The 1054-nt window shown below is 37.9% G+C and carries 2 protein-coding genes; both read right to left on the minus strand.

What is annotated here, in order from left to right; genetic code table 11:
- On the minus strand, positions 1-516 hold a 516-nt coding region (locus tag ACFIJ0_RS00005), incomplete at its 3' end, for a hypothetical protein (RefSeq protein ID WP_375636641.1).
- 10 nt (positions 517-526) lie between these two features.
- Entirely contained in the window at positions 527-979 is a 453-nt protein-coding gene (ssb, locus tag ACFIJ0_RS00010) for a single-stranded DNA-binding protein (protein WP_375643951.1), read from the minus strand.
- Between the last annotated feature and the right edge of the window lie 75 nt (positions 980-1054).

Consider the following 1054-nt stretch of genomic DNA (forward strand, 5'->3'; position numbering starts at 1 on the left):
AAGCGCATTAAGAGCAATGCGCAATGAAAGCACAAGATGTGGTAGTGATTGATCTTCTATGACAAGATACTGTAATGCGGCATGAAGGTTATATTGACGGTGTAAACATTGAGCTTCTTGAACAACATCTTTTACAGCTAAAAGATGTTCTGTTGCCTTCTGTACCCATTTTTCTCTTGCTCCGTCATCAGAAGTTGTAGGCATTTCATCATAAATTGCATTAGGCAATCCTTTTGCACAGAGGTAATTGTTTTTCACTTCAAGATATTTTTGCGCAGCATCATATTGGTCTTGATTGATTTCGCCTTGCAAATAAAGCCGCCCGATATAGGTGCCGGAAAGCGGATTTTTAGCCTCTTCTATGGTCAAACAGAAGCGTTTGGCACGCATTTCAAGTGCCAATTTATCCATGGGTTCATGCGGTGTTTTTGCTCGTGAGATGCGTCCGTTTGGTTCTCTGATACACCCTTTAATCCGAGGACGTCCGCGTTTTGTACGTTTTTTTCTTTTAGCCATATTTTTTCAATCAGAATGGGATAGCATCATTAAGAGATGTGCTATGATCAGCAGCACCTGAAGCGATAGCATAATTTTGGGTAGTAATGGATGAAGGGGTAGGGGATGTTGATTGATCTTTCTTTGCATCAAGCAAATACAACTCGCCTTTGAATTGTGGTACAACAATCTCTGTTATATAACGGTCATGACCATTTTTATCTTGCCATTTGCGTGTTTGTAATTTGCCTTCTACGTAGACCTTTGAACCTTTGTTGAGATATTGAAGTGCAATTTTTGCTAAATGTGGATTAAAAACAACAATGGAATGCCATTCTGTTTTCTCTACTTTTTGATTGGTTTTTTTATCTTTATAGCTTTCAGAAGTCGCTATACTAAAATTGACTATTTCTGCTCCAGAATTCATTGTTTTGCTTTCGGGATCAGCACCAAGGCGCCCGATTAACGTCACTTTATTTAGCATATTTGTAGCCCCATTAGATTTGCAATTTATACATAAAAATCTTAGCATAATTTGCTTGTTTTTTCAATTATTTCA

Origin of the sequence: Bartonella sp. OC68QHHN, from assembly GCF_042193875.1 — a bacterium.
GTDB classification, from domain to species: domain Bacteria; phylum Pseudomonadota; class Alphaproteobacteria; order Rhizobiales; family Rhizobiaceae; genus Bartonella; species Bartonella grahamii_A.

Bases quoted from the DNA above. Each gene is read 5' to 3' on its own strand.
- ssb (WP_375643951.1), bottom strand. From the start codon at position 979: ATGCTAAATAAAGTGACGTTAATCGGGCGCCTTGGTGCTGATCCCGAA.